Raw genomic sequence first — 23,483 nt, 5'->3', positions numbered from 1 at the left:
CTTGCGATAACAATCTCTTATCGATAGTAATCGAAAAAGGGTTCAAAAAATGGAAATGTCGCGTGCCACGCGCAGCGTGCAAAAAGAAGATGTCTGGCAGGCGGCCGATGCGCTGCTGCTAGAGGGCAAACGGCCGACGATTGAGCGGGTGCGCCAGAAGATCGGCCGGGGCTCGCCCAATACGGTAAGCCCCATGCTGGAGGCCTGGTTTGCGACCTTGGGGCCGCGCCTGGGAGCGGGAGGCGGGGGCAGCGTCCTCAATGGCGAGCCTGATAGCGCTCTCGGCAACGGCTTGCCGCCCGTGCTGGTGCAGGCGCTGCAACAGGTCTGGGAGCAGGTGCAAGCGCAGGCAGCGCAAGCGGCCGATGCGTTGTTGGAGCCCGTGCGCGAGGATCTGCAGGCGCAGCAGCAAGCGTTGGACGACGCTCAGCAGGCCCTGGCGCAAGAGCGCAGCCTGATGGCCCAGCAACGCGCCGCCACCGAGCAGGCGCTCGCCGTAGCCCATGCCCAGATCAAGATGCAAAGCGGGCGCCTGGCTGATCTGGAGCAGGCCGGCCGGCAAAAAGACCAGTTTGCCGCCACCCAGCAGCAGCGCCTGCAGGTGCTGGAGCAGGAGCTGTTTGCCAACCGCAAGGCCCGCGATGAGGCCGACCTGGCCCATGCCGAGCAGCTGCGCGAGCTGCAGCACAGCGCCCAGCTGCAGCAGCACAGGGCATTGCAAGAGCTTGACCGCGCTCGCCAGGACACCAAGCAGGCGATGGCGGCCCAGCGCGCCGAGCAAGAAAAGCTGGCCAAGCTCGAAGCCCAATGGCAGCAGGACCGCCAGACCCTGCAGGGCCAGCGTGAGCAGCAAGCCGCGCAGCTGCAGCAGGCGCAGGCCCAGGTGCAGCAGCTCCAGCACCAGCTGCAGAGCGCGCAGGCAGCCCATGCGCAGGCGATGGCGCTCCAAAGCCACCAGCATGAGACTGCGCTGGCCCAGCTGCGGCTGGAGCTGGCCCAAGCGGGCAGGGCAGGGGATGCTGTCGCCGCAGCAGACACTGGGGCAGGCAACGGCCGCCGCCCCATGCGCAGCGTGGCGCCAGCGGCCCGGCCTCTGCGCAGGCTGCCGGGCTCGCGCCTGCGCGGCAAAAACTAGGCCGTCTGCGCTACGGGTCTCGCCTCAAGCCAGCTTCAACGAGATAATTCCAGACTAGGCCAGATAAAACACCACCAGGCCCGATCAGGCCATGCTGGTCATCGCTGCTGCATCTACCCCATCGTCTGCCGGTGCCGCTTCACCGCGCGCCAAGGCATCGGCTACGGTGTTCTTGTGGCGCGGCACCCAGCGCACCTCCAGCTGTGCAAAGCCAGCACGCAGAGAACGGGCCTGTTCATACAGTGCAGCCAGGCGGGCAATCGGCTTGGCGGCGGGCTCTGCCATTTGCGCGGCCAGAATGCTGCTGTCGGTGTGCAGTAGCACCTCGCGTGCGCCCATGCCTTGCAGCCATTGAAGGGCATGGATGGCGGCCAGTGCTTCGGCCTCGTTGTTGCAGCCGGTATGGCCTACTGCCTGGCTAAAGCGGTGGCTCGCCCCATCGGGCGCATAGGCAATGCCGCCAATGCGCATGCGCCCCGGGTTGGGCAGGGCGCTGCCGTCGATATAGGCGATCCAGGTGGCTGATGTCATGCGAACAGCATAAAGTGGCGCCCAATCCAGCGCAGGGCCACCGGGAATGGCGGCCTTCAGGCGCAGGATGGCAGGCCACTGTAGCACCTGCGATACAGCCCAAATGCCTCGTCAATATGACGAGCGCCTGTGTCATCCAAGATTCGCCAATCCGCCATGCCATTGTCACAAAGGCTTCCGATACTCCATCGATCCTATTAACCCAGGCGAGAGAGTACGCAATGAAGAACTGGAAAAAGCTGGTGGCTGCAGCTGCCGCCATGGCAGCAACGGGCCTGGTGTATGCCCAAAAGACGGAACTGACGGTCTACACGGCGCTCGAGATGGACCAGCTCAAGGCTTACGAGACGGCCTTCAACAAGAACCATCCCAACATCGCGCTGAAATGGGTGCGTGACTCGACCGGCGTTATCACCGCCAAGCTGCTGGCCGAAAAAGCCAACCCTAAGGCCGATGTGATCATGGGCGTGGCGGCATCGAGCCTGGCGATTTTCGACAAGAACGACATGCTCCAGGGCTATGCCCCCAAGGGCCTCGACGCCATCACGGCCAAGTACCGCGACAGCAAGAACCCACCCAGCTGGGTCGGTATGGATGTGTTTGGCGCCACCATCTGCTTCAACACCGTCGAAGCCAAGAAGCGCAACATCCCCATGCCCACCAGCTGGCAAGACCTGACCAAGCCCGAGTTCAAGGGCCAGGTGGTGATGCCCAACCCCGCCTCGAGCGGCACCGGCTACTTTGACGTCGCTGCCTGGCTGCAGCTGTTTGGCGACGACAACGGCAACGGCGGCGGCTGGAAGTACATGGATGCGCTGCACGAGAACATTGCGCAGTACACCCACTCGGGCTCCAAGCCCTGCAACATGGCCGCCCAGGGCGAGTATGTCGCCGGTATCTCGTTTGAATACCGCGCGCACGCCAACAAGGCCAAGGGCGCCCCCATCGAGTTGGTGTTCCCCAAGGAAGGCCTGGGCTGGGATCTGGAAGGCATCAGCATCTACAAGGGCACCAAGCAAGCCGATGCCGCCCAGAAGCTGGTGGACTGGGCCGTGAGCAAGGAGGCGATGGAGCTGTACGGCAAGAACTTTGCCGTCACCGCCATGCCCGGCGTCGCCCCCAAGCTGGCCAATATTCCTGCCGACTATGAGTCGCGCCTGATTCCGCTGGACTTCTCCAAGATGGCCGACAGCCGCGAGCGCGTGCTGGCCGAGTGGACCAAGCGTTACGACGCCAAGAGCGAGGCCAAGAAGTGAGTGACAGGGAGACAGCACGTTTGCCAGTAGCGCAGGGCCAGGCGGCGCAGACCACGCCCGTGCGCGATACCTCGTATGCATTCGAGTCCGCCGAGCAGGGCTTGCGCCGTGGCCGCGAAGAAGGCGGCCCGCCCTTTTTGGAGATTCGCCATCTGCACAAGTCCTACGGCAGCTTTACTGCCCTGCAGTCGATCAACCTGCAGATTCGCCGTGGCGAGCTGGTGTGTTTTCTGGGCCCCTCGGGCTGCGGCAAGACCACCTTGCTGCGCGCGATTGCCGGGCTCGAAGCCCAGACCAGCGGCGAGATCTGGCAGGACGGCAAGAACATCTCCCAACTGCCTGCTTCCCAGCGGGACTACGGGATCGTCTTCCAGTCCTATGCGCTGTTTCCCAATCTGACGGTCGCCGACAACGTGGCCTATGGCCTCGTCAGCCAGCGCCAACCCAAGGCCCTGGTGGCCCAGAAGGTGCAAAGCCTGCTGGATACCGTGGGCCTGTCGGTCAGTGGCGGCAAGTACCCGGCCCAGCTGTCGGGTGGCCAACAGCAGCGCGTGGCCCTGGCCCGTGCGCTGGCCATGTCGCCCGGCCTGCTGCTGCTCGATGAGCCTCTGTCCGCCCTGGACGCCACCGTGCGCGTGCACCTGCGCAACGAGATCCGTGCGCTGCAGCAGCGCCTGTATGTCACCACCATCATGGTCACGCATGACCAGGAAGAGGCGATGGCCATGGCCGATCGCGTTGTGGTAATGAACCATGGCGTGGTCGAGCAGGTGGGCACGCCCCGCGACATCTACCAACGCCCGGCCACCCCGTTTGTGGCCGAGTTCATCGGCAAGGCCAACAAGCTGCAGGCCCTGGCCGCCGGCAATGGCGGCATCACCTTGGCAGGCCACAAGCTGTACTGCCCGCAGGCGCCGCGCATGAGCCCCGGCGAAAGCCTGCATGTCTACCTGCGGCCAGAAGACTGCAGCGTGCATGACTGCACGGCCATGCCACCCATCGGCAGCGCGCCTGCGCCCAATGGCGCGCCGGTGCTGACCGGTGTCGTCGAGCAGCTGGAGTTTCTCGGAGCGCTGTGCATCGTCCATGTCGATGTGCAGCGCCTGCCCGAGCGCCATATGCAGCTTCAGCTGAGCCCTGCGCAGTGCCTGCAGCTCGATATCCAGGCGGGCCGCTGGTTGCAGTTTTCCATCCATGCGCAGCAGTTGAAGATTTTTGCCCAGGCCGCCTGAGCCCGGCCGTTGCCCTGGCAAGCGCCGGGGCAGGGGCCGCTCGCGGCCATGCCCCGGGCCACGGGGCCTTACCGACACACTATGACCTCATCCGTTTCAGCGCCCGCAGCGCTCCCCCGCCATACCGGCCTGCATGCAGCGCCCAGTGACCGCATCGCACCACTGGCGCTAGTCGCCATCACCGCGCTGCTGCTGCTTGGCCTGTTGGCACCGCTGGCTGCCTTGCTGGGCCAGGCCTTTGCGCCGACCTCGGGCGACCACGGCTCGGCCTTCATGCGCTTTGTGCGCTATTTCCAGTCGCCCGCGCTGCTGGGCAGCCTCTGGAACAGCCTCTGGGTATCGCTGGTGGTCACCGCCGTGGTGATCCCGCTCGCCTTTGGCTTTGCCTATGCCATCACGCGCTCGGGCATCCGCGCCAAGGGTCTGCTGCGCAGCATCAGCCTGCTGCCGTTGCTGGCTCCGTCGCTGCTGTCTGCCATCTCGCTGATCTACTGGTTTGGCAACCAGGGCGTGCTCAAGTCCGTTCTCAATGCGCTGGGCTTTGAGAGCATCTACGGCGCGCCCGGGATTGTGCTGGCCCAGTGCTTTGCCACCTTTCCGCATGCGCTGATGATCCTGATCACCGCACTGGCCCTGGGCGACCAGCGCTTGTATGAGGCCGCCACCGCGCTGGGAGCCACCCGCACGCGCCAGTTCTTGACTGTGACCTTGCCAGCGGCGCGCTACGGCGTGGTCTCAGCCGCGCTGGTGGTGTTCACCTTGGTGATCACCGATTTCGGTATCCCCAAAGTGATTGGCGGCAATTTCAACATGCTCGCGACCGATGTGTTCAAGCTGGTGATCGGCCAGCAGGATTTCCAGCGTGGCGCCGTCGTGGCCTTGCTGCTGCTGCTGCCGGCCGTCATCACCTATGCGATTGACCGCCAGGTGCAGAAAAAGCAGACCGCGGTGCTGACCGCGCGCGCTGTGGTGCTGCAGCCCAGCCGCCATGCGGCCACCGACCGCTTTTGCAGCCTGCTGTGCTGGACGCTGGCCGCGCTGATGCTGGCCATGTTCGGCATGGCCATCTTTGCGTCGCTGGTGCAGTTCTGGCCGTACCAGCTGGGCCTGACCCTGAGCCACTACACCAGCGGCCTGGTCGATGCCGGCGTGGATACCGCCGTCTTCAACAGCCTGACCATGGCTGCGAGCGCTGCGGTGGCCGGGCCCATCGTGGTCTTCATGGGCGCCTATCTGCTGGAAAAAACCAAGGGCATGCCCGCGCTGCGCCCGGTGCTGCGCATGCTGGCCATGCTGCCGATGGCCGTGCCCGGCCTGGTGCTCGGCCTGGGCTATATCTTCTTTTTCAATGCCCCCGGCAACCCGCTGAACTTTCTGTACCAGACCATGCCCTTGATGGTGCTGTGCACGGTGATGCACTACTACACCACCGGCCACATGACCCTGGTGACGGCGCTCAAGTCGATTGATGGCGAGTTTGAATCGGTCAGCGCCTCGCTCAAGGTGCCGTTCTACCGCACCTTGTGGAAGGTGACCCTGCCGATGTGCCTGCCGGCCTTGCTGGAGGTCTCGCGCTACTTCTTTGTGGCCGCGATGACCACGATCTCGGCCGTCGTCTTCCTCTACTCGCCAGAAACGCGCCTGGGCGCGGTTGCGATCCTGAACCTGGATGAGGCCGGCGACATGGCCGCTGCCGCTGCGATGGCGGTGATGATTGCCGCGATCAGCTGCGTGGTGACCGTGCTCTACCAGGCGCTGGGCTGGTGGTTGAACAAGCCCACGCAGGCTTGGCGCAAGCGCTGATCGCGTGGATGGACAAGATGATTCGAGAACCAGGAAAGACAGGAATGACGGTGGGAAGCACAAGTTTTGATGTGATGGTGGTGGGTGCAGGCATTGTGGGCCTCGCCCATGCCTATGAGGCGGCGCGCCGGGGCCTTAAGGTCTGCGTGGTCGACCGGGATGCCGCCTGTGTGAGCGCATCGATCCGCAATTTTGGCTTTGTGACGGTGACCGGCCAGGGGGCAGGGGACACCTGGCGCCGTGCGCGCCATGCGCGCGACGTCTGGGCCGAGCTTGCGCCCAAGGCCGGTATCACTGTGCAGCACCAGGGCCTGAACCTGGTGGCCACACGCGACAAGGCGCTGGATGTGTTGCAGGCCTTTATGCACACCGAGATGGCCCAGAGCGTGAACTGCGCACTGTGGAGCCCTGAAGAGGCCGCGCGCCACGCACCCGAGCTGCGGCTGGATCAGGCCAAGGCCGTGTTGCACAGCCCCATTGACCTGCGGGTCGAATCGCGCGACGCAATCGCCCAGCTGACGCGCTGGCTGGCCGAGCAGATGCAAGTCACCTTCCGCTTTGGCGAAGCGGTGTGGGAGGTGGCCACGCCCAAGGTGGTGACATCCAAGGGCCAGCTGCATGCCGAGCGCGTGGTGGTCTGCACCAATGCCGACATCCATGGCCTTTACAGCGAGCTGTTTGCCAAACACCAGGTGCAGCTGTGCCAGCTGCAGATGCTGCGCGTGCAGCCGGCTGGCGATCTGCGCCTGAACGCATCGGTGATGGGCGACCTGAGCCTGGTGCGCTACCACGGCTACAGCAAGCTGCCCGAGGCCCGCGCTTTGCTTGAGCAACTGCAGCAGGAAGAGGGCGAGAGCCTTGCCCATGGCATCCACCTGATCGCCGTGCAAAGCGCCGACGGCAGCCTGGTGGTCGGCGATTCGCACCACTACGGCGCCTCCGTCCAGCCCTTTGCGCAGGACGAGGTCGATGCGCTGATGCTGCGCCATATGCGCGAAGCATTGAACATTGGCGACTACCGCGTCACCGAGCGCTGGCTGGGCATCTACCCTTCGGCCCCACGCACGGACTGCTTTATCGAGGCGCCGGACGCTGCCACCCGCGTAGCCATCGTCACCAGCGGCACGGGCGCGAGCACCGGCTTTGGCGTGGCACACGACACCTTTGCCCATTGGTAAGGGTTGCTGGGCCCGCAGAACGACACATCTCTTATATAGACAGCCCCAACACGGACCCTGGCCAGTGGCCGGGCCAAGGGGCAGAGGACACCATGACGAATTTTCACAACCCCCAACGCGTACAGGCCGTTGTTTTTGACTGGGCCGGCACGATTGTCGACTTTGGCTCACGCGCGCCAATGGGCGCCTTTGTGCAGCTGTTCAAGGATTTCGGCATCGAGATCAGCATTGCCCAGGCCCGGGGCCCTATGGGTTCGGCCAAATGGGACCATATTGCGGCGCTGTGCCAACTGCCCGAGGTGGCAGCGCAGTGGGAGCGCCGCTATGGCAAGCCGGTGGCCAACAGCGATATCGACCATCTCTACGAAGTGTTCACGCCGATGAACGCGCGCGTGGTCGGAGACTTTGCCGAATTTATCCCTGGCGCGCTCGAAGTCGTCAACCGCCTGCGGCTCGATGGCATCAAGATCGGCAGCACCACCGGCTACAACCGCCCAATCATGGATGTGCTCGAGCCCATCGCAGCCCGCGCCGGCTACGCGCCAGACAACATCGTCTGCGCCGGCGACCTGGCCGCTGGCCGCCCCAGCCCCTTGATGATGTACCGCTGCTTTGCCGATCTGGGCATCTGGCCGGCCTCGACCGTGGTCAAGGTGGACGACACCAGTGTGGGCATTGCCGAAGGGCTGAATGCCGGTTGCTGGACGGTCGGTGTGGCCGTCAGCGGCAATGCCAATGGACTGTCCCTGCCCGAATGGCAGGCACTGAGCTCGGACGCGCAATCAGAGATCCGCAGCACTGCGAGCGAACAGCTGCGCAGCGCCGGCGCCCATTTTGTGATCGACAGCGTGGCCGACCTGCTGCCGGTGATTGAGCAGATCAACCAGCACCTGCAGCGCCAGGAGCTGCCTGCCCAAGCTGCCGCTTGAATCGATTGCGCAAAAAGCGCGAGCAGGGCGCCAACCAGCAAAAAAGCCGCCGCGGGCATCAACCCACAGCGGCTTTTTGACGATGGTGAAACCCGAGGCTTACTTGGCCTTGTAGGTATCGCCCAGCACCACACCTTCACGGCGTGGATCTGCGCCACCGGTCAGGCGGGCTTCGCCTGCTGCATTGGCGGTGCGAATCACGGTGCCCACACCGCTGGACTGCGCATTGACCGACACGGTATGCCCCATGGCGCGCAGTGCCAGCACCAGCGGATCGTTGTCACCGCTGTTGGTGGCATTGATGTTGGGGTGCTCGCCGCCCAGGTTGGTGGTGCGGCTGTTGGAGGCGCCAAAGTTCACCAGGTTGGTGGCTTGCTGCGCATCGAGGCCCCAGTCCAGTGCGCCCACCAGGGTCTTGGTCACGAACTGGATGATGGTGGCACCGCCAGGCGAGCCAGTAGCCATTTTGAAGGCGCCAGGTTGGCCGTCCGCCGTGGCGTCAAACACCAGCGTGGGCGCCATCGAGCTGCGTGGGCGCTTGCCCGCTTCCACCTTGTTTGCGATCGGCAGACCATCGGCCGAGGTGGGTGCGGCGGAGAAGTCGGTCAGCTGGTTGTTCAGGATAAAGCCCTGGGTCATATGGTAGGAGCCCATGCCCGCTTCCACCGTCGTGGTCATGCTCACCACGTTGCCCTTGGCGTCGACGATGGTCATGTGCGTGGTACCCGCTTCGGTCACCTTGCCCACGCCCAGACGGGTGTTGCCAAACTGGCCGGCAGTCGCGGTGCCCATGCTCTGGGTGGGCGAGATCAGCGCGGCGCGCGACTTCAGGTAGCTCTTGTCCAGCAAGGTGCTATAGAGCGGGCCGGGCAGGGGGGTGAAGTCGGTGTCGGCCACATACATGTCGCGGTCGGCATAGGCCATGCGCTCGGCTTCGCTCACCAGGTGCACGCCCATGGCGGTGGGCTTGCCGCCTTCGACATCCAGCGCGGTGGGCTTGTGGGGGGCCAGGTCAAAATTCTCCAGCACACCCATGGCCTGGGCCACGGCAATACCGCCGGACGACGGTGGTGGCATGCCGCAGATCACATACTTGGCACGGTAGGTGGTGCAGACGGCATCACGCTTCTTGGCCTGGTAGCCGGCCAGATCGGCCAGCGTGGTCACGCCAGGGGTGATGGGCGCGCCAGTCGTGACGTTCTGGGTCACGGCAATCTTGTCGACAATGCCTTGTGCCACCGATCCGGTGTAGAACGCATCGGCACCGCCGGTCGCCATCTTCGTCAAAGTGGCTGCGTAAGCGGGGTTCTTGAAGGTTTCACCCAGGCCCTTGGTCGAGCCGTCGGCGTTGAAATACAGAGCCAGCGCATCGGCATCGGCCTGCAGTGCGGTCTTGGCACCGGCCAGCGCATCGGACATGCGGCCGCTAATCTTGAAGCCATTGGTGGCCAGGTCAATGCCGGGCTGGATCAGGTCCTTCCAGGGTTTGGCACCGTGGTCCTTGTGGGCCAGGTCCAGCATGCGCACAGCGCCAGGCGTGCCGATGGAGCGGCCGCTGGCACGGGCGCTGGGCAGTGGCGTGGTTTGCGTGCCGCTGTCGATATAGCGCAGGTAATCGGGTGTCGCGGCCGCAGGGGCTGTTTCGCGGCCGTCGTAGGCCGTTACCTTCTTGGTCGCTGCATCGTAGTACAGCATGAAGGCGCCACCACCAATGCCGCTGGACTGGGGCTCGACCAGACCCAGCACCATCTGCACGGCCACCGCTGCATCCACCGCCGAGCCGCCGGACTTCAGAACCTCGCAACCGGCCTTGGAGGCCAGTGGGTTGGCCGTCACCACCATGTACTTATGGCCTTCAACGACCTTTTTGCCAGTGCGGTAGCCCGAAGCCAGCTCAGGGAACGAAGGATCGCCCGGCAGACCGGAGCCCACCACTACCGAGCCGTCCGACGTGCCAGCTTCGCAAGCGGTGCTCACCAGATCGTCCTGGTCGTTATGGCTGGAGCCACCGCAGGCGGTCATCGTCAGCGCGACGATCGCTGCCAATGCGGCCATGCTGTAGCGCGCAGGTACGGCGCCCAGCGATTTTTCGTTTTTCATATAACTTTTCCTTGGATCAATTGACAGGAAATTGTCTTAGCAAAACGAATCATCGAAAGGCTGTATAAGCCGTGGTTAACCCTCGGTTTGGCAACAAATTGACCGCCTTGCCCAGGCGGGGCGAGTAGATGGTTCCTGGTTCGGTGCTGGTCTGTTGGCTAGGCAGAAATATGACTTAACATAATATACATCGTATCAACTCAATAACCGGGCTTGCGTGGGCTGAAACGCCAGCGGTTGCCCCGCCAATCGCTAGCGCTAATTTTCCCAGCGACCTAGCCAGGATCGCTCCTTTCTTTGATCCCTCAAGCTCGTCTAGCTGTGCCTTTGCTAGAAACTTAAGAGCATCAAGTCCAGCAAGCTCGGCAAGTGCGGCAATGTCGTGCGGCTGGGCTTTTCTTTTTCCAGACTTCCATCCGAACACGTGTTGAGTCGGGATTTCAAGCTCGCTAGCAATCTTGCTGACTGATCCAAGTTTTTTTGAACCCATGTCAATAAGGGTTACCACTAACGGATGATCGTACATAGGGCTACACCAAATTTGGTTTAGAGTTGCACCAAGTTTGATGCACCTGTTTTGGTGCAATCAATTTTGGTAGGTAACGGACTTATACCACAGGGGCAAACATGGCGATTACGGCTAGCGGCGATCAGAAGTATCTCTGGCGTGAAGCATTCCTGACTGAGCCCGTTGGCCGCTGGGTCTGTGCTGCTGGTCACTCCTTCGGCTGGTCGCTCAAGCGCTCGGACGAAGCGTCTTTGCACCGTGTCCAGCGTCGCGCCTCACCCGAGGTTTTCGATACCGATCCAGCCGATCAGGAAAGCTTCGATCAGGAGACCCTCTGCCACCTTCGCGGGGTTGTTGCTCGCCTGGGCGGCGCTGCTGTCTTGTCGCAGTCGCTTAAGAGTCTCGCTCTTCTTAGTGGTGTATCCGTTCCGCATGTCCTCACCCAGCCTGTGAATGAGAGCGAAAGCTCGCAGAGTTTCGAGGCTTGGCGCCGCTCCGATTTCATTCAGGCGCTGGTGAATGGTCGCAAGTTGGTCATTGGTCAGGGTGGTCAATCTTCTTCCTTCGGTGGTGCGTTGTGAACTGGCCCGCGCAAGCCTACTACAACCGCCAGGCTTGGCTATCGCTGGTGGAACCTCTCATGCTGGCTACAGCAAATGCAGCCTGTCAAAAAGCCTTGCGCGGCGCGGCCAAAGGGGCCCCGCTTGCGGGGAAAAAGCCGCTCCGCGCTGGCTTTGAATGGGCGTCGGTTCGCAAACCCTCCCCGATGGTAATCACGGGGAGATACTAAAAATGAGCGCAGTGCCAAAGTCCTCACTGGTATTGGATGGCAACGCCATCAAGCTTCGCCTGGAAGCTGAACGGGCAAGCACCGGCAACGTGGTCCATGTCGACTGGCTGCGGTTTACCGTTATCCGCCGCAACGCTCCAGCGGTGCGCCTTGATGACCTTTTCCCGCCCAAAGGCTCAATGGTCGAGTGCTGGTCGAACGATCTGGAATTCGAAGTGCGTCGGCGTCGCCTGATGCAGATTCTGCAGGAATTGCCAGACCCTGACTTCTCCGCATCTGCCCAGGCCAAGGCGCTCGCAGAAGACGTTTGCGATGCGCTCGGTCCAGATTTTGTTATAGAGCCCGAGCTTAAAAAAGGCTTCGATTTCTACCGTTTCCGCTGGTCGATCACCCGCAATAGCAAGGAAGTCGCATGGATCGGCTTCCTGTCGTCAAGCGAGTCACCACGACAGCAAAAGCAAAGCGAAACCATTCACGCCAACATCACCGGCGCTGGCTGCACATTTGCCGCACCTGGCTACCGTGAACGCTTCGCCCGCCTTATCGACTCGACCGAAGCAAAGATCACCCGTTGCGACCTGGCGCTAGACCTGTTCCAAGGCATCGTCGGCGGCATGGATCGCGTCAAGCAAGACTACCTCGACGGCTTGATGAATGTCCGCGGTCACCTGCCGGCCTATGCCAATAACGGCGACTGGGCAAACAACTTTGGCCGCAGTGTCTACATCGGTAGCAAGGAAGCCGGTAAGCAAACCAATATCTACGAAAAAGGGCACCAGCTCTACGGCAAGGAAGCGCCCTCGCCATGGGTTCGCATCGAGCTTCGCTACGGCAACAAGCTGCGCGTGCTGCCCTCCGACATGCTGCGCCGTCCTGACGACTTCTTCAAGGGCGCAAGCGACTGGCATAACGCCATCTACAACGAATATTTCGAGACCCAGCACGCTGTGCCCGAAGGTGTGCCCGTCATGCCTCCCGCTGCTGTCGAAACCGTCAAAGCCGAAGTGGCCCGGGCCATCACCTGGTTCCGTCGCGTTGCTGGCCCTACTGCCTCCCTGCTCTATCAGCACCTCGGTTTCGAACAAATGTTTGAGCTCCTGAGCGACAAGCGACTGCCAGGCCGTCTGCAGCATTTCACCGAGCGGGACGTCATCCTGACCGTCAAGCAGGCTTATTCCCACGTAACAGGCGCTGGAGCTTCGGGCCGTCCAGCAGTTGCCCTGTGTTAAGGCCCATTTCGGAGTTTTTGAGTATGAAAGTTCAGATGCAAGCCGTGTGCACCGGCATCAAGACCAGCAAGGGTGAATTCGAAGGTCGTCCCTTCGATAGCACCACGTTTCAACTGGCCGTTGACCTGGGCCAGACCAGCAGCGGCGAGAGCATCGGCCAAGTAACTCGCCCGTTCAAGCTGGGCACCTCGGCCGAGTTTGAAAAGTGGCGCCAATACAAGGATTCCTGGCCTCAAGGCGGCGTGCTGTGTGATTGCGATTTCGATATCACTGCAGGCGCTGGCAACGATTCCAAGCTGGTGCTGCTGGGCATCAAGCCAGCAGGCAAAAAGGCGGCCTAACCATGGCTCGGTTCATCGTCCAAAGCCGCACTACTGGCCGCTTCCTGTGCCCTACGGGTGATGGTGGCGTGGAGTGGGTCCGCTCCCTGCGCGATGCTGGTGGCGGCGTCATCACTGATGAAGAAATGGCTCTTCAGCTGGTCGTAGATCACGCTGATCTGGATGAAGAACCGACCATCGTTGACCTCGATTTGCTTGGCACTGCTGGGGATTACACGCAATGAAAACCGCCCTCCTCAATGCTGCCTTTTCCCTGGTGCACCTGCTCTGCCCTCTTCTGTTCGTCATGTGCATTGTGCGCGTGATGGTGGCCGGTGCTTAACCATGAGGGTCCTGGCTTCCCTTTATTTGGTGGTGGCAATCCACACCCTCTATCAACTCTCGCGGCTAGCGCATTGATCGCTGACGCTCATTTGAAGGACTAAATATGGATGACTTGCACTGCAACGCCTGCGGCGCTGACTTTGACGCGGCAGATAGCGATTGGGACTTTGACAAAGACGATCCCACCGCGCAATGCCCTGAATGTGGCTCTGACGACATTTCCACGGGCGACTAATGGCGCACTACTTCGTCTGCTTGGCTGACCAGCTGCCCTGCCCTGATCAAAGCCAGGTGCTGGTAACAGAAATCGGCGTCGAAGACTTCGCAGCCATTGGCATAACGCCTGGCTCTGTGGGCACGGCGTTCACCTTCGGCGTCGGTCTGATCTTCGCTATTGCGGTGATTGGCTTGGTTGCCGGCTGGATCGTTCGAACCATCCGCACCCTATGAGATTTCAGCGCAGAGCCTGGCGGCTCTCCGGTGCAATTTCGCACCTTTTCAACTCTCTTTTTCAAAGGAAAAACGTCATGAAGAACAAACTGCAAAATCTGCGCGCTCTGGCTGCTCAAAACGTTGCCCGTCTGGGTGTGGCTGCTGGTACCGCAATGATGGCTGTGTCCTCGCATGCTGCCGGTATGGATGCGCTGTTCGATGAAGTGGACATGGGCACCACCGCCACCAAGATCACGGCCCTGGCTGTGGTGATCGTCGGCATTGCCCTGGTCATCAAGGGCCCTGCTGTGGTCAAGCGCATCATCGCCAAGATCTAAGCACTGCCATGCTGCTAATCGCCCTCGTTGCGTCAATCCATGCCCTGTTTGCGTTGATTGGCGCAATGGGGGCGTTCTGCTTTTTCATGCTGGCAAAGGATTAGCCTATGTGGCGTCTATTCGTTCTTTTTGCGCTTCTATGTAGTGGCCCTGCGCATGCGCTGGTGCCTGCAAAGGAGAGTTATTTCATCAATACCAGCGCTCCGAAACCTGTCGAGCTTGGGCCTTTTAGTAGTCCAGAGTCTTCCTGTGGAGAGTGGTATTCCGCTAGCAGTGCAGCTAGTGGTTGGAGCGGTAATAAAGATCGCGTTGATATGGGATATGCCACGGGTACTGGTGCGTATGGGCGATGCCGGGCTGGGGATGGTAAGTCTTCGTACGCGAGCAGCTTCATCACGATGAGGAAGGTATGCCCTGCAAATTCCACTTCTTCGGCAACAGCCGGTCAGTGCTATTGCGATGCCGGTACCGAAGAAATAAACGGCCAGTGCGTGCCACCTCCCAAGTGTGAGAAGGATCTAGAGCGCGATTACAACTTCGTCGCAGGTAACAAGATACCTGCATCGATCTGCACGGGGCGCTGCAAATACAGCTTCGATGCAAGCACGCCTATTGGCTGGTCCAGCAACCCGATCACCGGAAAAACAGGCACTGCCAACTATGTCAGCACCGGCGATAACTGCACCAGTAACGGCCCTGATATGGAGCCTCCGAAGCCACCGGAAACCGATCCAGGAAATGGCGAAGGTGGCGGTGATGATGGCGGTGGCGGTAACCCTCCGGGAGGTGGCGGCGGTGGTGGCGGCAATCCGGGTAGTGGTGGTGATGGTGGTGGCGGCGGCGGCGAGGGTGAAGGTGGTGGCGAAGGAGGTGGCGAGGGTGAAGGCGGCGGCGATGGAGGCGGTGAAGGTGGCGGCGGCTCCGGCAGTGATGACGGTGGTGATGGAGGTGGCACCAAGGATGGCGAGGATGATGACGACGACAAAGATGACGACGACAAAGATGACGACGACAAAGATGACGACGACAAAGATGACGACGGCGGCGGCGGTGGTACCAAGCCCGGTGATGGCCCTGGTGATGGTGACGGCAAGGATGACGAAGGCGGCGGCGAGGGCGGCGGTGATGGCGAGGGTGGATCAGGCGGCGGTGGAAGTGGCGGCGGTAATGGTGGCGGTGGTAACGGCGATTGCGAAAAAGGCAAAGAATGCGGCGAAGGTGATGGCAATTTGACCGTTGGCGTGCCCACTCTCTACGAAAAGAAATTTGAGAACGGCCCTGCAGGTGTTTGGGCTGAGAAGTCTGCCCAGCTCAAGGCCTCGCCCATCTTCGGCCTGACTCAGCGCCTGTTTCCTAACTATGGCGATGGTGGATCGCCTCCGGTGTGGACCATCGATCTAAACCTGGGTGGTGCATTCAACCTGGGCGTCTATGTGATCGACATCGATCCGCGCGTGTGGATGGCCATAAAAGCGATCACGCTGATCTGCGCTCTAGCGCTTGCAAGAAAACTGGTATTCGGGGGCTGACATGGAAGGCATCATCAAAGCTTTTGACAAGATTCTTAAGTGGTTTAGCGATGTATTTGTCGCGATCTTCACTGCAGCTTGGGACTTGCTCAGTGACCTGTTTTGCTGGGTGCTGGATGCCCTCCTTGGCATTGCCGTAACTGCGGCTAATGCGCTTGATGTGTCGCAGCTTGAAGGCTTCGCAAACAACATGGGCGAGATGCCTGGCGAGATAGTCAACATCATGCAGCTTGCTGGCTTGGGCACTGCCGCGCAGATCATCGGCGCGGCAATTGGCATACGCCTGCTGCTGCAAATCATCCCCTTTACAAGGCTCGGATCATGATCAACGGATTGGAGGGAATCCCGGGCTCTGGCAAGAGTTATGAGGGTGTTGTTTACCACGTCCTCGAGGCTTTGAAACAAGGCCGCCTGGTCATCACAAACCTGCCGCTGAACGTCGACCAGTTCGCGGCCATCGATCCGGCTTACCGCGACCTGATTGAGTTGCGCACGCGGCCTGCCAAGCAGCTCGGCGTCTGGGATGCAACCGACATTGCTGAGCGCCCAGCGTTTCAGCTGTGGGCGGATAGAGATCCTGCAGATCCACCTGAAAGCGTTTTCACCTTCGGCACGGTATGGGATTTCTACACCACCTGGCGCGGCCCTAACGGTCAAGGCCCTCTTTATGTGATTGACGAATGCCACGTGTCATTCCCCAAAACCGGCACGCCTGATAGCGTTGTGCAGTGGTTCAAGCTGCACCGGCATTTCAACGCTGATGTGCTGCTGATGACGCAGAGCTTTCGCGATATCAATCAGCCGATCGCGCAGCTGATCGCCACGCTGATAAAGGTGCGCAAAGCCGACATTCTGGGTAAGGCTGATCACTACATCCGCAAGGTGCATGCAGGCTATCGCGGCGCGGTCATCCAACAAGGTGAGCGCAAATACAAGCCGCAATACTTCGGCCTCTATCGCAGCAACACGCAAAGCAGCGCAAGCGCTGAAGCCAGCGCGGAAGACGTCAAGCCCTTTATCGTCTACTTCAACCGCTTCAAATGGGTCTGGCTGATCTTCTGCGCCGTCATCATGGTGTGGGCCTTTTGGCCTAAGCCAGGTCGCACGGTATGGGGCACAAAGACGCCTGAGGCACGCGCAGCAGCGACTGTGAAGGGATCACCGCAAGCGCATGTGGTGCCCACCCCTCCTTCATCCAACGCGCCCAGCAATGGCCCAGCTAAGCAGGCCAGCAACCAGGAGCAAGAGCCAGAGCCAAAAGAGGTGCCAAAAACCATCGATCCGCTGTTTGGCAAGCTCCTGCACCTGACCGGCTACATGCGTAAAGCGGACAAAGAAATCTATGCGTTTGTTGTGTCTGGTGAGGGTCGCCAGCTATTCGATCTGACCAGTGACGAGCTGGTCAACGCTGGCTACACCATCAAGGCCAGCAGCCCTTGCCTGGCGTTCGTGCAATACCGCGATGTGATCCGGCCTGTTACCTGCGATGCGCCCTATCAAAGCGGCACGGTCAACAAACCTATCGTGATTGATTCGGGCTCTGGCGGGCGATCAGATCGCAATGATGAAAACAGGCCACGCGGCCAGGCCAGTGCAGAGGCCATCGGCTGGGAGCAGCGCATGCAGGCCCGCAATGCAGAGGTGCGTTCAGTCTTTGAATCGCGGCACCTCTCCGCTTCTTTCTGAGGACAAACAAGGGCCCCGAGAACGGAGACCTTGTGTCGTAGTGGTGGGGTCGGGGTATGGGGTGACAAACCCCATGTAGACACTCGTTCTATCTCGTACCGCTTGCCTGGGGCGCGGCCCCCTCACCTGTCCGCAGCCTGGTGTTTTTCATCCTTCACCAGTGCCCACTTGTAGCCGATTGGTGCCATCTGCTGGGTGGTGGGCTCAAGGCGCAAACGCGATTCGTTGATGCCGTTTCGGATCGCGCATTTCAGCACCAGGTAAGCGATATAGATGGATATGGCCGTGCTCAGGGCGCCCAGCAGCGGCAGGATGATCCATGCATTTGGATAGGTCACCGTGTACATATTTTCCTCATTTTTAGATGTAACGCTGCGCATTATGCGTGCTATCTAATCTCTTGCTTTTGCGTTTAAGAAACATATGTCAGATCCCAGTGTGTCTAGAATCATTCGTGCCGTTTGCAACTTGATGCGCGAAGCAATCCTGTAGTCTCGCTCAAGGTGAAAATCCAATTAAGACTTTTTTTTGGACAGCATAGCTTGCCAATTTAAGGGGCAAAGCTCTGCTAAAGTGCTGGTCCGGAGACCAACTATCATGAATGATCCACACGTAGTCGCTGTGCACTATGAACTGAAATTTGAAGCTGATGTGCAGTACAAGCCGCCACTTGTGCTTGAGATCTTTCAAGGCTCAGAGTTCGACATTGAAGTGGAAGGATCCAAAGTCCGGATGCTTCCTAAAATTCACTTTGCTGATCGTCAATCAGCGCGCACAGCAGCCGACCGCTTAGCGCGCAACTGGGAAGTGTTGATATCACTGGAGGTCGGAACAATCGGTGCCAGACTTGTCTATGAATGGACAGAGATTGTTGACCGTAATCCCACGACGGGCGTTATAGAACTTCACTCCGAAATGGAAATTTCTCTTTCTGCTTTCGGTACGGCCTCAGTCATACGGCCATTTAATAAATATCCTACGGCTCCAGACAGCACTTTTAACCTTAGTCCTGATACTGAATTTATTTGGCTGCGTTACAAGTTTTACAAGGAAGGACGTGAGCCATTGCTCAGTATGGCGTACTTCGTTCTATCAGCTATCAATGCTCGAGCGGGAAACCAGAAGCAGGCGGCAAAAGATCTAAATATTCAGGAAGAATTTCTTAAAAAGATTGGCGAACTCTCCTCTGGTCGCGGTGATAGCTTGTCGGCAAGAAAAATGACAAAATTTACAGTGCCTCTCGAGCCGGACGAGCGAGTGTGGCTGGAAAAAGCAGTTGAGAAATTGATAATTCAAGTCGGCAGAAGTTGGGCCGGATCACCTGCCCAACGGCTCACAATGGGTGATGTACCGCCTTTGTAATGTTTTCTCATCGAATTCGACACTCTGCGAAACTCACCATTCCAATTAAAAAAAACCCACCTTCAAGGTGGGTTTTTTGGATGAGATATGTTGTTTATACGTTAATTCTGTATCTCAGAGTTAACAGTAATATACATCGTATCAATTAACTAAGGAGCTGTCTGCAGTGCTCAGCAGTACTTGCAGCTGCCATTCCTTCAGCGCCGCCTAGAACCTGCAATTTCTTGCTCTTAGCGCTCAGGCCGAATATCTGCGTCAGACTTGTCATCCTTGACCAGCACCCAACGGTAGCCCGCTGGTGCAACTGGTGGCTGCGCCGCCTGCGTCAACCTCCGGCGGTCACCCAGACTGGAGGCATTGATGCCGTTTTTGATGGCGGCCTTCAGAATCTCGTAACCGACCCACAACGAGATGATGCTGCCAACCAGCCACCACAACAGCATCCAAGCGAACTGTCGATCCATCTCCATCTGCCATCTTGCCCAGTCCATTGCGACTCCTCCTGCCGCGCAGTGTAGCTGCGTGCGGGTCTGAAACCCGCCAGCGCATGCAAGCGCTGTAACAGGAACCTCAGCACCCCGCCCGAAACTGCTGGTCTCGCGCGCTTTGCCGTTCCTCGCGGATCCATTCCATCTTGCGTGCGGTACCGCCAACTCTGGCGGCGGCATCCGGATATTCCACCCTTTGCTTGAATTCCTCGCAACGCGCTTCGTTGGATCGTACGCTGCCAGGCGCCGCCGAATGGTAGTGATGACGGGCCCGGCTAGCGCGCCGAGCATCGTCCGCCCGTTTTCGTTGGGCGATGGCCATTTGGGTCTTCCAGTCCACATTGCTCGGCACTCGGACGCTCTCGACCAGGCCCCAACGCTCCTGCGAGCAAGGCCGATCGATCCACCACAGCTCGGTTTTGTCAGGCCTTTTGCACAGGTAGATCAGCCGGGTAAGCGGCCCATCGGGATTGCTGACTGCGGGCGTCACATCAATGGTTTTGGCGTTTTTGCAGGGCTCGGCGCTATAGCTATTGCCGCAGCGGTAGACCTCTTGGGCACCGGCTGAGCCTGCGAGCAGCAGGCCCAGGGCCATCAGAAAGCGCATACATTTCCTTACGTATTCTCTGCGCGAACCCTAGCGGCTGGTTCTGCTTCCAGCATTGAAAAAGGCCTGCATACGGGCTGGCCTTTGGTGGTGGGTGAGGTCGTCACCGTATCAGCGCCCTCCTCAGCTGGCCTTGATACCAAAGCGCTTGATGATGTCGCCATAGACCTGGGTCTCACGGCGCATCTTCTCGGCAAACTGGGCCGATGGCATGGCGACCAAGTCGGTGCCTTGGGCGGCAAGCCGTTGGCGGGTATCGCAGCGTCTTGCCACGCAACGCGTGGCCTGGCCACCAGGATATTGGGCGACTGTGAAATGAGCACCATCGGTACAAAGCTATCAACACTGTATAGCCATCCGCCTGCGCCCTGGTCACGACCTCGGCACCGAGCAGGCCGCCCGCCCCTCCCCTGTTCTCGACGACCATGAACAGGTGATGTCAGCCGCCCCGACTTGACATTGAGTGGATTGAGTTTTTAGCGGATTAGAGAGGAGCTCTTAGCGTACAAACCGGCTAAACGCTGCAAAGTCAGTGCAATGATTTCCTCGTGGGCTTCGACCGTAAAGCCGCCACGGTGCGGCTGCAGCAAGGTGTTGGGGCTTTGAACCAGGCTATCGGGCACCTGCGGTTCGTGCTCAAACACGTCGAGGGATGCCCCGGCAATCTGGCCTGCGGCCAGCGCTTGGGCCAGCGCTTGTTCATCGACCACGCTGCCACGGCCCACATTGATCACATAACCCTGAGGGCCCAAGGCGCTCAGGATGTCGGCATTGACCAGATGCAGTGTCGCGCTGCCTCCGGGCAAGGCTAAAAACAGAAAATCCACCGCAGTGGCCAGGCTTTGCAGATCGGCATGGTGGGTATAAGGCAGCGCTTCTACTGGGCGGCGTGAGAAATAGCTGATGGGCATGTCGAAGGCGAGCAAGCGCTTGGCAATCGCCTGGCCAATCGCGCCCATGCCGGCAATGCCCACGCGCTGGCCAGCCAGGCGGCGCACCGGCTTTCGGTCAGCGCCCCATTGCAGCGCGCGCACTTCGCGGTCGGCAAAATGGATGCGCCGGGCCATCGAAATCATCATGCCAATCGCAAGCTCAGCCACGTCCACCGCATTGACGCCTGCGCCTGTCAGCACCTGAATGCCACGTGCCTGTGCGGCGGCCAAATCCACGCACTCCGTGCCCGCACCCAGGTTCAAAATGAGTTCGAGCTGGGGCAGTTGCTCCATCAAGGTCGCATCAATTGCCTGGCCGCCGCTGGTACACACCAGGGCGCGAATGCGCGGCACGTACGGTGCGAGCTGGGCCATAAAGTCCGGTGCACTGTGCAAGACCAAAGGCAGGAAGCTGTCAGGCAAGCTGGCACTGAGGTCCTGGGCCAGCCAGGGGCCGAGAATGGGCAATGGGATGGGTGTAGCGTGCAGGGTCATGGGGCGTGCGCAATTAAATGGATCAATGAACCTGCGATTGAAACCATTCAATGGCAGGCCTGCTAGTGCGTCTATCAGTGGCTGAACATGGCGAGCTTGCGGTGCTCCAGGCGCGCCAGCCAGCGCGTCAGCGGCCACAATAAGGCCAGGTAGAGCAGTGCGGCCAGCACCACGGGCGAGGGGTTGTAGACCAGCGACTGCACATCGCGGGCGTTGCGCAGCAATTCCGGAATCCCGACCACGCTGGCAATCGCGGTGAGCTTGACCACCTCAATACAGTTGCCCAGCAAGTCGGCCTGCACATGGCGCGTGGCCTGCGGCAAGATCACCCAGCGCAGTGCTTGCAAACGGCTCAGACCGGTGGAGCGGGCCGCTTCCATCTGACCTTTGGGAATGGCCTCGATGCCGGCGCGAAACACCTCGGCAAAGTAGCTGGAGTTGTTCAGCGTAAAGGCCAGCATCACGGCAATCAGCTTGGGCACATCGCCGATGACAAAAGGCAGGCCAAAGTAGAGAAAAATCAGCAAGACCAGCGGCGGAAAGGCGCGAAAGAAATCAATATAGGCAATGATGCTCCAGCGCAGGCTGCGGCGGCTCGATTGCGTCTGGCCCAGGGCCAGCAGCAAGCCTGCAGCTGCACCCAGCGGAATCACCAGCACCGAGAGCCAGATCGTGGTCCAAAAACCTTGCAGCAAATACGGCAGCGCTTGCTGGAAGACCTCGAGGTTGAAGAAGTTTTGTAAGAAAATTTCCATGGCTTGGCACTTACGCGGTGGTTTTGGTTTTGTGCTCCAGCCACCGCGAGAAAATCACGATCGGCAAGAACACCAACAGGTAGAGAAATGCCCCAATCGTCAGCGGCGTGGGGTTGCCCGCCACCGCCGATGCGGCCTGCGCATTGCTCAGAATTTCCCCCAGGGCAACGATCGAGCCCAGTGCGGTGTTCTTGGTCGTCGAGATCACACGGTTGGTCAGCGGCGGTACCGCGCGGCGCAGCGCCTGGGGCAAGACCACCCAGCGCATCGCCTGCCACCACGACAGGCCGGTGGAGCGCGCCGCCTCGGTCTGGCCTTTGGCCAGCGAGGCCATCGCCGACCAGATGCTTTCTTGCGCATAAGCGGCCAGCACCATCGACAGGCTCACCCAGGTCGCGGCAAAGGCCGATAACTCCAGCCCCAGGGTCGGCAGGCCAAAATACAGCAGGATGAGCACCACCAGCGGTGGCAGCGAGCGCATCACGTCCGAGAAGATCACAGTGGCTGCCGTCAGCCAGCGCAGCTGCAATGCGCGGCCAATTGCCATGGCCAGACCCAGCGCCAGACCGGTGATGACGACCGCTATGCCGACCCCGATGGTGACCAGCATGCCACGCGCGATGTCGGCCCAGTATTCCTGCGCGATGGCAAGGTTGAAAAAGGTAAATAAAAAACCGCCACTGGACTCGCTCATAGGCTGCCACCTGCGCCAATGAATGCCTGCAATGCAGCGCCTTTGACTCCATTCGTGCCATGCATGTAGCGGCCCACAAAGCTGCGGGTGCGCTCTTGCTGGGGGTTCTCAAAAATCTCAGCCGGGGTACCCGCTTCGGCGACCACGCCGCCATCCATGAAGATCACGCGGTCAGCCGCTGCGTGGGCAAACGCCATTTCATGGGTCACGACCAGCATGGTCATGCCTTCATCGCGCAGCGCGCGCATCACCTGCAGCACCTCGTCAACCAGCTCCGGATCCAGCGCGCTGGTGGGCTCGTCAAACAGCATCACCTGGGGCTTGAGCGCAATGCCGCGCGCAATGCCCACGCGCTGCTGCTGCCCGCCCGATAGCTGGCTGGGAAACGCGCTCGCCTTGTGGGCCAGACCCACTTTGGCCAGCGCCTCCTGGGCAATGGTCTCGGCCTCGGCTTTGCTTTTTTTCTGCACCTGGCGCAGTGCCAGGGTGATGTTTCCCAGCACGTTCAGGTGGGGATACAGGTTGAAGTGCTGGAACACCATGCCGACGTTTTGGCGCACCTGGTTGACATCGACATCGGACCGCATGATGTCCTGGCCGTTGATGACCACCTGGCCGTCGCTGGGCTCTTCCAGCCGGTTGCAGCAGCGCAGCATCGTGCTTTTGCCAGAGCCAGAAGGTCCGATGACGCACACCAGCTCTGCCGGGTACACACGCAAGTTCACACCACGCAAGACGTCCAGCGAGCCGTAGGATTTGCGCAGTTCAACAAGTTCAAGAATGGGGGCACTCATAGGTTCTCAGCACTT

Annotated in this window: 27 protein-coding genes and 1 pseudogene; 17 read left to right on the top strand and 11 right to left on the bottom strand. The window is 60.3% G+C overall.

The annotated features are described in order from the left end of the window. Window positions 1–49 precede the first annotated feature (49 nt). A complete protein-coding gene (locus DCO45_RS09785) occupies window positions 50–1,135 on the top strand; it encodes a DNA-binding protein (RefSeq protein WP_116925664.1) in 1,086 nt (361 codons plus the stop codon). Between the two features lie 84 nt (window positions 1,136–1,219). Here DCO45_RS09785 and DCO45_RS09780 read toward each other — a convergent pair whose 3' ends face one another. Continuing rightward, the gene (locus tag DCO45_RS09780; RefSeq protein ID WP_116925663.1) at window positions 1,220–1,666 is read right to left on the bottom strand and encodes a ribonuclease HI family protein; all 447 of its coding nucleotides are present in this window, start codon (window positions 1,664–1,666) and stop codon (window positions 1,220–1,222) included. Between the two features lie 221 nt (window positions 1,667–1,887). Between DCO45_RS09780 and DCO45_RS09775 the strand changes: the two genes are divergently transcribed. The 5 genes from DCO45_RS09775 to phnX all read left to right on the top strand — a co-directional run bounded on the left by DCO45_RS09775 (window position 1,888) and on the right by phnX (window position 8,064). Continuing rightward, complete coding sequence (locus DCO45_RS09775) at window positions 1,888–2,922, top strand: putative 2-aminoethylphosphonate ABC transporter substrate-binding protein (RefSeq protein WP_116925662.1); 1,035 nt, start codon at window positions 1,888–1,890, stop codon at window positions 2,920–2,922. Between the two features lie 137 nt (window positions 2,923–3,059). Next, window positions 3,060–4,154 carry a putative 2-aminoethylphosphonate ABC transporter ATP-binding protein gene (locus DCO45_RS09770; RefSeq protein ID WP_207788066.1) on the top strand — a complete coding sequence of 365 codons (1,095 nt, stop codon included), beginning with the start codon at window positions 3,060–3,062 and terminating at the stop codon, window positions 4,152–4,154. A gap of 81 nt (window positions 4,155–4,235) precedes the next feature. Then, on the top strand, window positions 4,236–5,957 hold the full coding sequence (locus DCO45_RS09765; RefSeq protein ID WP_116925661.1) for a putative 2-aminoethylphosphonate ABC transporter permease subunit: 1,722 nt from the start codon (window positions 4,236–4,238) through the stop codon (window positions 5,955–5,957). A gap of 44 nt (window positions 5,958–6,001) precedes the next feature. Then, complete coding sequence (locus DCO45_RS09760) at window positions 6,002–7,135, top strand: TIGR03364 family FAD-dependent oxidoreductase (protein WP_116925660.1); 1,134 nt, start codon at window positions 6,002–6,004, stop codon at window positions 7,133–7,135. A 92-nt stretch (window positions 7,136–7,227) separates the two neighbouring features. After that, a complete protein-coding gene (gene phnX / locus DCO45_RS09755; RefSeq protein ID WP_116925659.1) occupies window positions 7,228–8,064 on the top strand; it encodes a phosphonoacetaldehyde hydrolase in 837 nt (278 codons plus the stop codon). Between the two features lie 99 nt (window positions 8,065–8,163). Here the strand turns inward: phnX and ggt are convergent, their stop codons facing one another. Both ggt and DCO45_RS22665 read right to left on the bottom strand, forming a co-directional pair. Next, on the bottom strand, window positions 8,164–10,164 hold the full coding sequence (gene ggt, locus DCO45_RS09750) for a gamma-glutamyltransferase (protein WP_116925658.1): 2,001 nt from the start codon (window positions 10,162–10,164) through the stop codon (window positions 8,164–8,166). A gap of 175 nt (window positions 10,165–10,339) precedes the next feature. After that, complete coding sequence (locus tag DCO45_RS22665) at window positions 10,340–10,690, bottom strand: hypothetical protein (protein ID WP_133248126.1); 351 nt, start codon at window positions 10,688–10,690, stop codon at window positions 10,340–10,342. 101 nt (window positions 10,691–10,791) lie between these two features. On the opposite strand from DCO45_RS22665, the gene DCO45_RS22660 reads away from it, so the two are divergent. The 10 genes from DCO45_RS22660 (at window position 10,792) to DCO45_RS09700 (ending at window position 17,341) form a co-directional block, all read left to right on the top strand. Further along, a complete protein-coding gene (locus tag DCO45_RS22660) occupies window positions 10,792–11,253 on the top strand; it encodes a hypothetical protein (protein WP_133248125.1) in 462 nt (153 codons plus the stop codon). Between the two features lie 211 nt (window positions 11,254–11,464). Next, complete coding sequence (locus DCO45_RS09740) at window positions 11,465–12,691, top strand: replication initiation factor domain-containing protein (RefSeq protein WP_165841171.1); 1,227 nt, start codon at window positions 11,465–11,467, stop codon at window positions 12,689–12,691. A 23-nt stretch (window positions 12,692–12,714) separates the two neighbouring features. Continuing rightward, window positions 12,715–13,032: a hypothetical protein gene (locus DCO45_RS09735; protein ID WP_116925655.1), complete on the top strand. Its 318-nt coding sequence runs from the start codon at window positions 12,715–12,717 to the stop codon at window positions 13,030–13,032. A gap of 2 nt (window positions 13,033–13,034) precedes the next feature. Beyond that, window positions 13,035–13,256, top strand: coding sequence for a hypothetical protein (locus DCO45_RS22655; RefSeq protein ID WP_133248124.1), 222 nt, complete (start codon window positions 13,035–13,037; stop codon window positions 13,254–13,256). A 203-nt stretch (window positions 13,257–13,459) separates the two neighbouring features. Continuing rightward, window positions 13,460–13,591, top strand: a complete 132-nt coding sequence (locus DCO45_RS23350) for a hypothetical protein (RefSeq protein ID WP_279324807.1) — start codon at window positions 13,460–13,462, stop codon at window positions 13,589–13,591. Beyond that, window positions 13,591–13,806 (top strand): hypothetical protein, encoded by a 216-nt coding sequence (locus DCO45_RS09725; RefSeq protein WP_116925653.1) that lies wholly within the window; start codon window positions 13,591–13,593, stop codon window positions 13,804–13,806. Before DCO45_RS23350 ends, DCO45_RS09725 begins: the two co-directional genes overlap by 1 nt. Window positions 13,807–13,883: 77 nt before the next feature. Continuing rightward, window positions 13,884–14,126, top strand: a complete 243-nt coding sequence (locus DCO45_RS09720; RefSeq protein WP_116925652.1) for a hypothetical protein — start codon at window positions 13,884–13,886, stop codon at window positions 14,124–14,126. A gap of 107 nt (window positions 14,127–14,233) precedes the next feature. Then, a complete protein-coding gene (locus tag DCO45_RS22940; protein ID WP_165841170.1) occupies window positions 14,234–15,655 on the top strand; it encodes a hypothetical protein in 1,422 nt (473 codons plus the stop codon). Window position 15,656: 1 nt separating this feature from the next. After that, entirely contained in the window at window positions 15,657–15,980 is a 324-nt protein-coding gene (locus tag DCO45_RS09705) for a DUF2523 family protein (RefSeq protein WP_116925650.1), read from the top strand. Then, a complete protein-coding gene (locus DCO45_RS09700) occupies window positions 15,977–17,341 on the top strand; it encodes a zonular occludens toxin domain-containing protein (RefSeq protein WP_116925649.1) in 1,365 nt (454 codons plus the stop codon). The genes DCO45_RS09705 and DCO45_RS09700 overlap by 4 nt, the downstream gene beginning before the upstream one ends. A gap of 122 nt (window positions 17,342–17,463) precedes the next feature. On the opposite strand, the gene DCO45_RS09695 is transcribed toward DCO45_RS09700, so the two are convergent. After that, a complete protein-coding gene (locus DCO45_RS09695) occupies window positions 17,464–17,688 on the bottom strand; it encodes a hypothetical protein (protein WP_116925648.1) in 225 nt (74 codons plus the stop codon). A 250-nt stretch (window positions 17,689–17,938) separates the two neighbouring features. On the opposite strand from DCO45_RS09695, the gene DCO45_RS22650 reads away from it, so the two are divergent. Next, window positions 17,939–18,703: a hypothetical protein gene (locus DCO45_RS22650; protein WP_133248123.1), complete on the top strand. Its 765-nt coding sequence runs from the start codon at window positions 17,939–17,941 to the stop codon at window positions 18,701–18,703. A gap of 230 nt (window positions 18,704–18,933) precedes the next feature. Here the strand turns inward: DCO45_RS22650 and DCO45_RS09690 are convergent, their stop codons facing one another. From DCO45_RS09690 to DCO45_RS09660, 7 genes and pseudogenes are all read right to left on the bottom strand, one after another. Beyond that, a complete protein-coding gene (locus DCO45_RS09690) occupies window positions 18,934–19,194 on the bottom strand; it encodes a hypothetical protein (RefSeq protein ID WP_133248122.1) in 261 nt (86 codons plus the stop codon). A 79-nt stretch (window positions 19,195–19,273) separates the two neighbouring features. Then, window positions 19,274–19,798, bottom strand: a complete 525-nt coding sequence (locus DCO45_RS09685) for a hypothetical protein (protein ID WP_133248121.1) — start codon at window positions 19,796–19,798, stop codon at window positions 19,274–19,276. Window positions 19,799–20,138: 340 nt separating this feature from the next. Further along, window positions 20,139–20,225: pseudogene (locus DCO45_RS23205) on the bottom strand (tripartite tricarboxylate transporter substrate-binding protein); the annotation flags it as partial. 49 nt (window positions 20,226–20,274) lie between these two features. After that, window positions 20,275–21,225: a 2-hydroxyacid dehydrogenase gene (locus DCO45_RS09675; RefSeq protein WP_116925644.1), complete on the bottom strand. Its 951-nt coding sequence runs from the start codon at window positions 21,223–21,225 to the stop codon at window positions 20,275–20,277. Window positions 21,226–21,299: 74 nt separating this feature from the next. Continuing rightward, the gene (locus DCO45_RS09670; RefSeq protein ID WP_116925643.1) at window positions 21,300–21,980 is read right to left on the bottom strand and encodes an amino acid ABC transporter permease; all 681 of its coding nucleotides are present in this window, start codon (window positions 21,978–21,980) and stop codon (window positions 21,300–21,302) included. 10 nt (window positions 21,981–21,990) lie between these two features. Then, entirely contained in the window at window positions 21,991–22,674 is a 684-nt protein-coding gene (locus DCO45_RS09665; RefSeq protein ID WP_116925642.1) for an amino acid ABC transporter permease, read from the bottom strand. Further along, window positions 22,671–23,468: an amino acid ABC transporter ATP-binding protein gene (locus DCO45_RS09660; RefSeq protein WP_116925641.1), complete on the bottom strand. Its 798-nt coding sequence runs from the start codon at window positions 23,466–23,468 to the stop codon at window positions 22,671–22,673. Before DCO45_RS09660 ends, DCO45_RS09665 begins: the two co-directional genes overlap by 4 nt. Between the last annotated feature and the right edge of the window lie 15 nt (window positions 23,469–23,483).

The sequence above is a fragment of the Comamonas sp. JNW genome (genome assembly GCF_003105075.1).
In the GTDB taxonomy this organism is placed as follows: domain Bacteria; phylum Pseudomonadota; class Gammaproteobacteria; order Burkholderiales; family Burkholderiaceae_C; genus Comamonas; species Comamonas squillarum.
Note: the sequence above shows the minus strand (reverse complement) of the source record. Positions and strands in the feature narration are given on the sequence as shown.

Coding starts and splice junctions, on each gene's coding strand:
- DCO45_RS09785 (WP_116925664.1), top strand. CDS start 50: ATGGAAATGTCGCGTGCCACGCGCAGCGTGCAAAAAGAAGATGTCTGG.
- DCO45_RS09780 (WP_116925663.1), bottom strand. CDS start 1,666: ATGACATCAGCCACCTGGATCGCCTATATCGACGGCAGCGCCCTGCCC.
- DCO45_RS09775 (WP_116925662.1), top strand. CDS start 1,888: ATGAAGAACTGGAAAAAGCTGGTGGCTGCAGCTGCCGCCATGGCAGCA.
- DCO45_RS09765 (WP_116925661.1), top strand. CDS start 4,236: ATGACCTCATCCGTTTCAGCGCCCGCAGCGCTCCCCCGCCATACCGGC.
- DCO45_RS09760 (WP_116925660.1), top strand. CDS start 6,002: ATGACGGTGGGAAGCACAAGTTTTGATGTGATGGTGGTGGGTGCAGGC.
- phnX (WP_116925659.1), top strand. CDS start 7,228: ATGACGAATTTTCACAACCCCCAACGCGTACAGGCCGTTGTTTTTGAC.
- ggt (WP_116925658.1), bottom strand. CDS start 10,164: ATGAAAAACGAAAAATCGCTGGGCGCCGTACCTGCGCGCTACAGCATG.
- DCO45_RS22665 (WP_133248126.1), bottom strand. CDS start 10,690: ATGTACGATCATCCGTTAGTGGTAACCCTTATTGACATGGGTTCAAAA.
- DCO45_RS22660 (WP_133248125.1), top strand. CDS start 10,792: ATGGCGATTACGGCTAGCGGCGATCAGAAGTATCTCTGGCGTGAAGCA.
- DCO45_RS09740 (WP_165841171.1), top strand. CDS start 11,465: ATGAGCGCAGTGCCAAAGTCCTCACTGGTATTGGATGGCAACGCCATC.
- DCO45_RS09735 (WP_116925655.1), top strand. CDS start 12,715: ATGAAAGTTCAGATGCAAGCCGTGTGCACCGGCATCAAGACCAGCAAG.
- DCO45_RS22655 (WP_133248124.1), top strand. CDS start 13,035: ATGGCTCGGTTCATCGTCCAAAGCCGCACTACTGGCCGCTTCCTGTGC.
- DCO45_RS23350 (WP_279324807.1), top strand. CDS start 13,460: ATGGATGACTTGCACTGCAACGCCTGCGGCGCTGACTTTGACGCGGCA.
- DCO45_RS09725 (WP_116925653.1), top strand. CDS start 13,591: ATGGCGCACTACTTCGTCTGCTTGGCTGACCAGCTGCCCTGCCCTGAT.
- DCO45_RS09720 (WP_116925652.1), top strand. CDS start 13,884: ATGAAGAACAAACTGCAAAATCTGCGCGCTCTGGCTGCTCAAAACGTT.
- DCO45_RS22940 (WP_165841170.1), top strand. CDS start 14,234: ATGTGGCGTCTATTCGTTCTTTTTGCGCTTCTATGTAGTGGCCCTGCG.
- DCO45_RS09705 (WP_116925650.1), top strand. CDS start 15,657: ATGGAAGGCATCATCAAAGCTTTTGACAAGATTCTTAAGTGGTTTAGC.
- DCO45_RS09700 (WP_116925649.1), top strand. CDS start 15,977: ATGATCAACGGATTGGAGGGAATCCCGGGCTCTGGCAAGAGTTATGAG.
- DCO45_RS09695 (WP_116925648.1), bottom strand. CDS start 17,688: ATGTACACGGTGACCTATCCAAATGCATGGATCATCCTGCCGCTGCTG.
- DCO45_RS22650 (WP_133248123.1), top strand. CDS start 17,939: ATGAATGATCCACACGTAGTCGCTGTGCACTATGAACTGAAATTTGAA.
- DCO45_RS09690 (WP_133248122.1), bottom strand. CDS start 19,194: ATGGACTGGGCAAGATGGCAGATGGAGATGGATCGACAGTTCGCTTGG.
- DCO45_RS09685 (WP_133248121.1), bottom strand. CDS start 19,798: ATGCGCTTTCTGATGGCCCTGGGCCTGCTGCTCGCAGGCTCAGCCGGT.
- DCO45_RS09675 (WP_116925644.1), bottom strand. CDS start 21,225: ATGACCCTGCACGCTACACCCATCCCATTGCCCATTCTCGGCCCCTGG.
- DCO45_RS09670 (WP_116925643.1), bottom strand. CDS start 21,980: ATGGAAATTTTCTTACAAAACTTCTTCAACCTCGAGGTCTTCCAGCAA.
- DCO45_RS09665 (WP_116925642.1), bottom strand. CDS start 22,674: ATGAGCGAGTCCAGTGGCGGTTTTTTATTTACCTTTTTCAACCTTGCC.
- DCO45_RS09660 (WP_116925641.1), bottom strand. CDS start 23,468: ATGAGTGCCCCCATTCTTGAACTTGTTGAACTGCGCAAATCCTACGGC.